7 protein-coding genes are annotated in these 6690 nt (G+C 49.7%); all 7 read left to right on the top strand.

What is annotated here, in order from left to right; all coding sequences use genetic code 11:
• Positions 1-2744 (top strand): right-handed parallel beta-helix repeat-containing protein (locus tag AC1WIP_RS09410; RefSeq protein ID WP_481141601.1); only part of this gene is annotated, 2744 nt, incomplete at its 5' end.
• A 133-nt stretch (positions 2745-2877) separates the two neighbouring features.
• Positions 2878-3723, top strand: coding sequence for a sortase domain-containing protein (locus AC1WIP_RS09405; protein WP_481141600.1), 846 nt, complete (start codon positions 2878-2880; stop codon positions 3721-3723).
• A 152-nt stretch (positions 3724-3875) separates the two neighbouring features.
• The gene (rimP, locus tag AC1WIP_RS09400; RefSeq protein ID WP_481141599.1) at positions 3876-4340 is read left to right on the top strand and encodes a ribosome maturation factor RimP; all 465 of its coding nucleotides are present in this window, start codon (positions 3876-3878) and stop codon (positions 4338-4340) included.
• Positions 4341-4390: 50 nt separating this feature from the next.
• Positions 4391-5614 (top strand): transcription termination factor NusA, encoded by a 1224-nt coding sequence (gene nusA / locus AC1WIP_RS09395; protein ID WP_481141598.1) that lies wholly within the window; start codon positions 4391-4393, stop codon positions 5612-5614.
• 8 nt (positions 5615-5622) lie between these two features.
• The gene (gene rnpM / locus AC1WIP_RS09390; RefSeq protein WP_481141597.1) at positions 5623-5895 is read left to right on the top strand and encodes an RNase P modulator RnpM; all 273 of its coding nucleotides are present in this window, start codon (positions 5623-5625) and stop codon (positions 5893-5895) included.
• A complete protein-coding gene (locus AC1WIP_RS09385) occupies positions 5882-6244 on the top strand; it encodes a L7Ae/L30e/S12e/Gadd45 family ribosomal protein (RefSeq protein WP_318705277.1) in 363 nt (120 codons plus the stop codon). Before rnpM ends, AC1WIP_RS09385 begins: the two co-directional genes overlap by 14 nt.
• The coding region (locus tag AC1WIP_RS09380) for a translation initiation factor IF-2 N-terminal domain-containing protein (RefSeq protein ID WP_481141596.1) at positions 6222-6690 on the top strand (469 nt) is incomplete at its 3' end. The genes AC1WIP_RS09385 and AC1WIP_RS09380, both read left to right, overlap by 23 nt.

Raw genomic sequence — 6690 nt, 5'->3', positions numbered from 1 at the left:
CCACCATGACCACTCTGGAAACAACGGCGCCCCAAAGCGGACTGCCAGCTGGGACTTATAATGTGGCGGGAGGCTATACCAATCAGGGCGTTGATATGGGAGACATCAGCACGCAGAATACTTTCCACCTTACCATTCAGAGAAATAATACGGGCTATTTCTTAAGCTATACGGATGAAAATGGCCAGACCACTACCAATAAATATTATCATGGCGAGGACGGGGACGCGCTGACAAAGCTGGATGCAAACAATATTTATGTAGGCTTTTTTGCCTCCAGAAATGCAAGGGTGAATATCAAAAATGTGCAGCTGACCACCATAAGACCGGAGGACGATGCTCCGGCGGAGGAAAGGCCTGTCACCTATGTGACTCCAAGCTATACCATAGAGTCTGCACAGACGGCGAATAAGCCTGAATATGAGATGGTCTATTACGGAAATGCGGACGGTACGCTGACCATTACGAATCAGAACGGAAGTCCGGTGGTTTCTGGACAGCATGTAGATGCAGACACGAAATTCCGTGTAAATGCGCTGCTGGAAAAAGGAAGCAATGAATTTGAAGTAACGTTTACACCGGATGCGGATTACAAGCCATCTGCCTATGAGCGCTTAAGCAGCTACGAGACGGTGAAATTTACCTTTACAGTGGAGTATAAGACCAGCGCTCTTTTGAATCTTTATATCAGTCCAAACGGAAGAGCAGACGCTACGGGAACCAGAGAAAATCCCATGGATATTTATTCTGCAGTGAAAAATGCGGCTCCGGGCCAGAAGCTGATTCTGATGGAGGGAACCTATCTGCTTGACAGCACGGTTACTGTGGACAGAGGAATTGACGGCACGGAAAGCCAGAGGATTTATATGATTGCAGATCCGGAGGGAAGCACAAGACCGGTTCTGGACTTCCAGGGGAAATGTGCAGGTATGGTGCTGGCGGGGGACTATTGGTATTTCCAGGGCTTTGATGTGACCAATTCTGCCAATGGACAAAAGGGCATTCAAGTGTCGGGAAGCCATAATGTGCTGGATAACCTGTATGCTTATAAAAACGGCAACACGGGAATTCAGATCAGCCGCTATAAAGGTACTGATTTGTGGGAGGACTGGCCTTCCGATAACCTGATTCTCAACTGCACCTCTTATCTGAACGCGGATGCGGGATATGAGGATGCGGACGGCTTTGCGGCCAAGCTGACCATTGCCGATGGAAATGTATTTGACGGCTGTATTGCGGCCTACAATGCAGACGACGGCTGGGATTTGTTCGCAAAGGTGGAAAGCGGGCCTATCGGTAAGGTAGTAATCCGCAACAGCGTGGCATTTAAGAACGGATATGTGATGGATGAGAGCGGAAACGAGGTCAATGCCGGAAACGGAAATGGCTTCAAGCTGGGAGGCTCCAGCATTTCGGGCTATCACACTTTGGAAAACAGCATTGCCTTTGCCAATAAGGCAAAGGGAATTGATTCCAACAGCTGCCCGGACGTTCAGGTTTATAACTGTACCTCCTATAATAATGAGTCCTACAATGTAGCGCTGTACACCAATGATGCTAAGAATACTGATTTCCTGGCCCAGGGGCTGCTCTCCTTTAAAGATGACAATACAGTGCCGGCGCAGATTAAGGTAAAGGGAACCCAGGATAGCAATCAGATTTATGGAAGCACAAATTACTATTTTGACGGGGTGAAATCCGCCAATGCGGAAGGCAGACAGGCAGCTGCAGACTGGTTTGTGAGCCTGAATGTGTCTGCCGCCATCCAGGGAGGCATCACCAGAAATGCGGATGGAACCATCAACATGAACGGATTTTTGGAGCTGACGGCTCTTGCACCTTCTGACACTGGAGCCAGATTAGAGGGCACGGCGTCGGGGAATGTGACAGTGACGCCTGACAATAAGCAGGAGCTGGCTGTAGCGGAAGCGGATATTCTGGAAACGCTGCCTGAGTCTGTATTGACGAAGGCGGTGAAGGAGGCCGCTGGCTGCAGTACGGTAGAGGAGCTTACGGCTTATCTTGTGGGAAAAGTTTCCGGCAGTGAAGCGGGCAGAATTTTAAGCGGTGTTGCTGCTGGGAATGCGGCGGCGCTGGAGGTGAAGGTACGGGTCAGCTTTGACGGCGGAAATACCTGGGAGGATGCAACGGAAGAGAATTTCCCTGCTGCAGGTATAGATCTTATTCTTCCCTATCCTGCAGGAACCTCCTCGGCGGCTCATGATTTTGTGGTGGGACACCTGATTACCATGGCATGCAACGGGGCAGTGCCGGGTACCATGGAATACTTCGCACCTGAGGAGACAGAGGCCGGACTGAAAATACATATTATGAGCGCATCGCCCTTTGTAATCGGCTGGAAGGAAGCGGCTGCAGATTCAGGAAATAATGGAAATCAGCAGGGCGGTGACAGCAATACATCAGGCGGTGAAGGGGACAATTCAGGCAATGCCCAATTTGAGCAGGTGGTTCTGAGCGCCGGGAGAAGATCCCCCAAAACCTTTGACAGCGGTTTGTCCATGTATCAGCAGCAGGACGGCAGGGCAGACACAGAGACCTCGGGCGAGACGGCTGGAGAAGAACAGGAGGAGCAGGAGAAGGTGGATGTGCCTGTCATTTCAGCCACACTGGCGCCTGTAGGCGCTGCAAGAGTCCCTTGGCAGCTTGCGCTGGCAGCTGCAGCGCTATGTCTTATGGCAGCAGTTGCAGGGATTTGGAATTATCGTAAAAATAAAGAGGAGTAACAGCAAAAGCTCATACATAAAACTCATACAATTTTTCAGACAGGGCTGCCGCATACACGGCCGCCCTGTCTGACCGTTGCGGTGCGTCTGGAGGCGCGCGTCTGCTGTTACAAGGAGTTTAGGGGAAATCGCCATGGGGAGAAAGAAAATGGGCTTTGCCGCCCTGCTGGCGGCTGCTTTGGCAGCGCTTGCTGCGGTCAGCTGTCTGCTTGCCTGGGGTGCGGAGCGCATAAGGGTGCAAAGAGAATATGAAAGCAGGCAGGCAGAGATACTCAGGCAGGCCAGGGATGCAGAACGCCGGGAAAAGGAACGCACCCTTCAGCGGGCGGCAAAGGACGTTCCCTCCAGAGAAGTGGATCAAAACGCATCGGAGGGCAGGACGGAAAACGAAATGCCGGACTGGGATGCGCTGCGGCAGAAAAATCCTGACATTTACGCATGGATATCCATTCCGGAGATCGGGCTGGAGTATCCGGTGCTGCAAAACGAGAGAGACGACTATTATTTGAATCACAATTCCGACGGAGCAGAGGACGCCTCGGGGAGCATCTATTCCAATTCTTGTAACAGAAAGGATTTTTCTGATTTCAATACCATATTGTACGGACATAATATGAAAGACGGATCCATGTTCGGCAGTCTCTCCCACATTGGACAGGATCAGCCTGAGGAAAGCGCTGTCTACATTTATATAGAAGAAAGAAAACTAAAATATATTGTTTATGCAGTGGTTGAGTTTTCTGATGTATACCTGCCGGATGTGTACGGCATCCGAAGCAGCCAGGGTCTGGAAAGCTTTTTGCATGCTGTGGAAAACAGTCCGGCTTTTTATCAGAGCAAAGAGGCACAAGCCGTGGAAGCGGACAGGATATTGACTCTGTCTACCTGTACTGGGAAGGATGGAAGCAGGCGCTGTCTGGTGGTTGCCGGCCTGGCACAGGAGTATTCTACAGAAGCCCTTGCAGCAGTGCAGCCTTGAAAAAGCATGAAAAAGCTTAAAAAGCTGTCCAAAAGGTGTTGACATTTCCTGACAGCAGTACTATACTAAACTTGAATACGATGATTACTAGAGTAAGAGTGGACGTGCGCCACTCTTTCTTCTTTGTGTAAGAACCAAAAAGGAGGAGGCAGATGTCCAGAAGGGAAACCTATGAAATGAAAACCCAGGAGCTGTTGGAGCCGATTGCACAGGAAAACGGTGTGGAGATTTACGATGTGGAATATGTAAAGGAAGGCAGCGATTATTATCTTCGGGCTTATATCGACAAGGAGGGCGGAGTGAATATTCTTGACTGTGAAAAGGTCAGCCGCGCATTGTCGGAGGCGCTGGATAAAGAGGATTTTATCCCTGACGCCTATATTCTGGAGGTCAGCAGTCCGGGGCTTGGCAGAACATTGAAAAAGGATAAGCACTTGGAAAAAAGCATAGGACAGGCGGTAGAGGTAAAGCTGTTTTCACCCGTTGACAAGTGTAAGGAATTTACAGGCATACTGCAGGGGTTTGATGAGGAGTGCGTCACGATTCTTGAGGGGGATGCGCCAAGGACCTTTGCGCGCCCGCAGATAGCTCTGATACGTCTGGCTCTTGATTTTTAAATAGTACGTTGGCGAATAGATAATGGCGGTAAGCCGGAATGGAGGAAATAATGAATAAGGAATTAATGGAAGCGTTGGATATCTTGGAGAAGGAGAAGGAGATCAGCAAGGATACCCTGTTTGAGGCCATTGAAAACTCTCTGATGACAGCCTGCAAGAATCATTTTGGCAAGGCGGACAATGTGAAGGTGGAAATTGACAGGGAGACCTGTGATTTTGTGGTTTATGCGGAAAAAGAGGTGGTTGACCAAAGAGAGGACGTGCTTGACGACTGCCTTCAGATATGCCTGGAGGATGCAAGGGAGATTTCACAGAAGGCCCAGGTGGGAGATATTCTGAACGTAGAGATTCAGTCCAAGGAATTTGGGCGGATTGCCACACAGAATGCAAAGAATGTGATTCTTCAGAAAATCCGGGAAGAAGAAAGAACCGTTATCTATAACCAGTACTATGAGAAGGAAAGGGATGTGGTGACCGGTGTGGTACAGCGCTACATTGGAAAAAACATCAGCGTTAATCTGGGCAAGGCGGACGCCATGCTCAGTGAAAACGAGCAGGTAAAGGGAGAGGTGTTCAAGCCTACGGAGAGAATCAAGGTATATATTCTTGAGGTTAAAAACACGCCCAAGGGTCCCCGCATTAATGTGAGCCGCACCCATCCGGAGCTGGTGAAGCGGCTGTTTGAGTCAGAGGTGACAGAAATCAAGGATGGAACAGTGGAGATCAAGAGCATTGCCAGAGAGGCGGGAAGCCGTACTAAAATTGCCGTCTGGAGCAACAATCCCAATGTGGATGCGGTTGGCGCCTGCGTTGGCATGAACGGAGCCAGAGTAAACGCCATAGTGGAGGAGTTGAGAGGTGAAAAGATCGATATTGTGAACTGGGATGAAAATCCGGGTAATCTGATTCAGAATGCGCTGTCTCCTGCCAAGATAGTGGCTGTGTTTGCAGACCCGGACGAAAAGACCGCCAAGGTAGTGGTTCCTGACTATCAGCTTTCTCTTGCAATCGGCAAGGAGGGACAAAATGCAAGACTGGCTGCAAGACTGACCGGTTACAAAATAGATATCAAATCCGAAACCCAGGCGAAGGATGCGCCCGGCTTCCGTTACGAGGATTACATGGACGATTACGAGGAAGAGGAGTATCTGGAGGACGGTGCGGAGTACGAATACGCGCAGGATGAGAATCCAGAGGAAACTGATTTGGAAGAAGTGGAAGAGGAGAGCGTTTCTGTGGAAGCTGGCGGCGACGGAGAGTTTGACGAGGAGTAAGATTTTTTATGGCGAAAAAGGTTCCTTTGAGGCGGTGTGTAGGCTGCGGTGAGATGAAGGGAAAAAAGGACATGATGAGAGTCCTGAAAACGGCTGAGGATCAGATATGTCTGGATACCACAGGCAAAAAAAACGGGCGGGGCGCATATCTTTGTAAGAGCGGGAAGTGCCTTCGCCTTGCCCGGGAGAACAAAGGATTGGAGCGTTCCTTCAAGATGCGCATTCCCGTCCAGGTATATGATATGTTGGAAAAGGAGTTTGAGGAGCTTGGCACAGAATAAAATTTTATCTCTGTTGGGACTTGCGATGAGAGGGCGCAACTTGGCCAGCGGTGAATTTCAGACGCTGGAATCAGTAAAGAATGGTTCAGCCATGCTGGTAATTATTGCCAGGGACGCATCAGCGAACACCAAAAAATTATTTACTGATAAATGTTCCTTTTATGGGGTTCCGGTTTATGAGTACAGCACGAAGGAAGAGCTGGGCCGGGCCATCGGAAAGGAAATGAGATCTTCTCTGGGAGTACGCAATGCGGGACTGGCAGACGCGATCATCAAACAGTTGGAAATGAAGGAATATGCCGGTGATGGCAGAAATGGAGGAAAGCATGGCGAAAATAAAGATACATGAACTCGCGAAAGAATTAGATAAGCAAAGCAAGGATATCATAAGTTTTTTACAGGAAAAAGGAATAGAGGCCAAGGCGGCGCAAAGCTCCATTGAGGAGGATGCGGCACAGATGGTGAGAAAGGCATTTGGAAAGGCGCAGGCTCCTCAGGCGGAGGCTGCCGGGACGCAGGCTCCAAAAGCAGAGTCTCCGAAAACAGAGCCTTCCAAAACAGAGGCGGTGAAAGCACAAGAGCCTTCCAAGGCGTCTTTAGCTTCTCCAGCAAAGGCAGAGGGACAGCCTCAGCCGCCTAAGAAGAAAAAGAAAATTATTTTCGTCAGCAATCCTCAAAATTCCAAGATGCCTGGACAAAAACAGGGAGGACAGCCAAACCGGCCAGCAGGTCAGCAGGCCAGAACAGGCGGACAGCAAAGCAGAAGCCAGGGCGGCTATAACAATAAATTAAAGC

The sequence above is a fragment of the Acetatifactor sp. genome, assembly GCF_982438285.1.
This window is presented reverse-complemented; position numbering and strand designations above follow the sequence as displayed.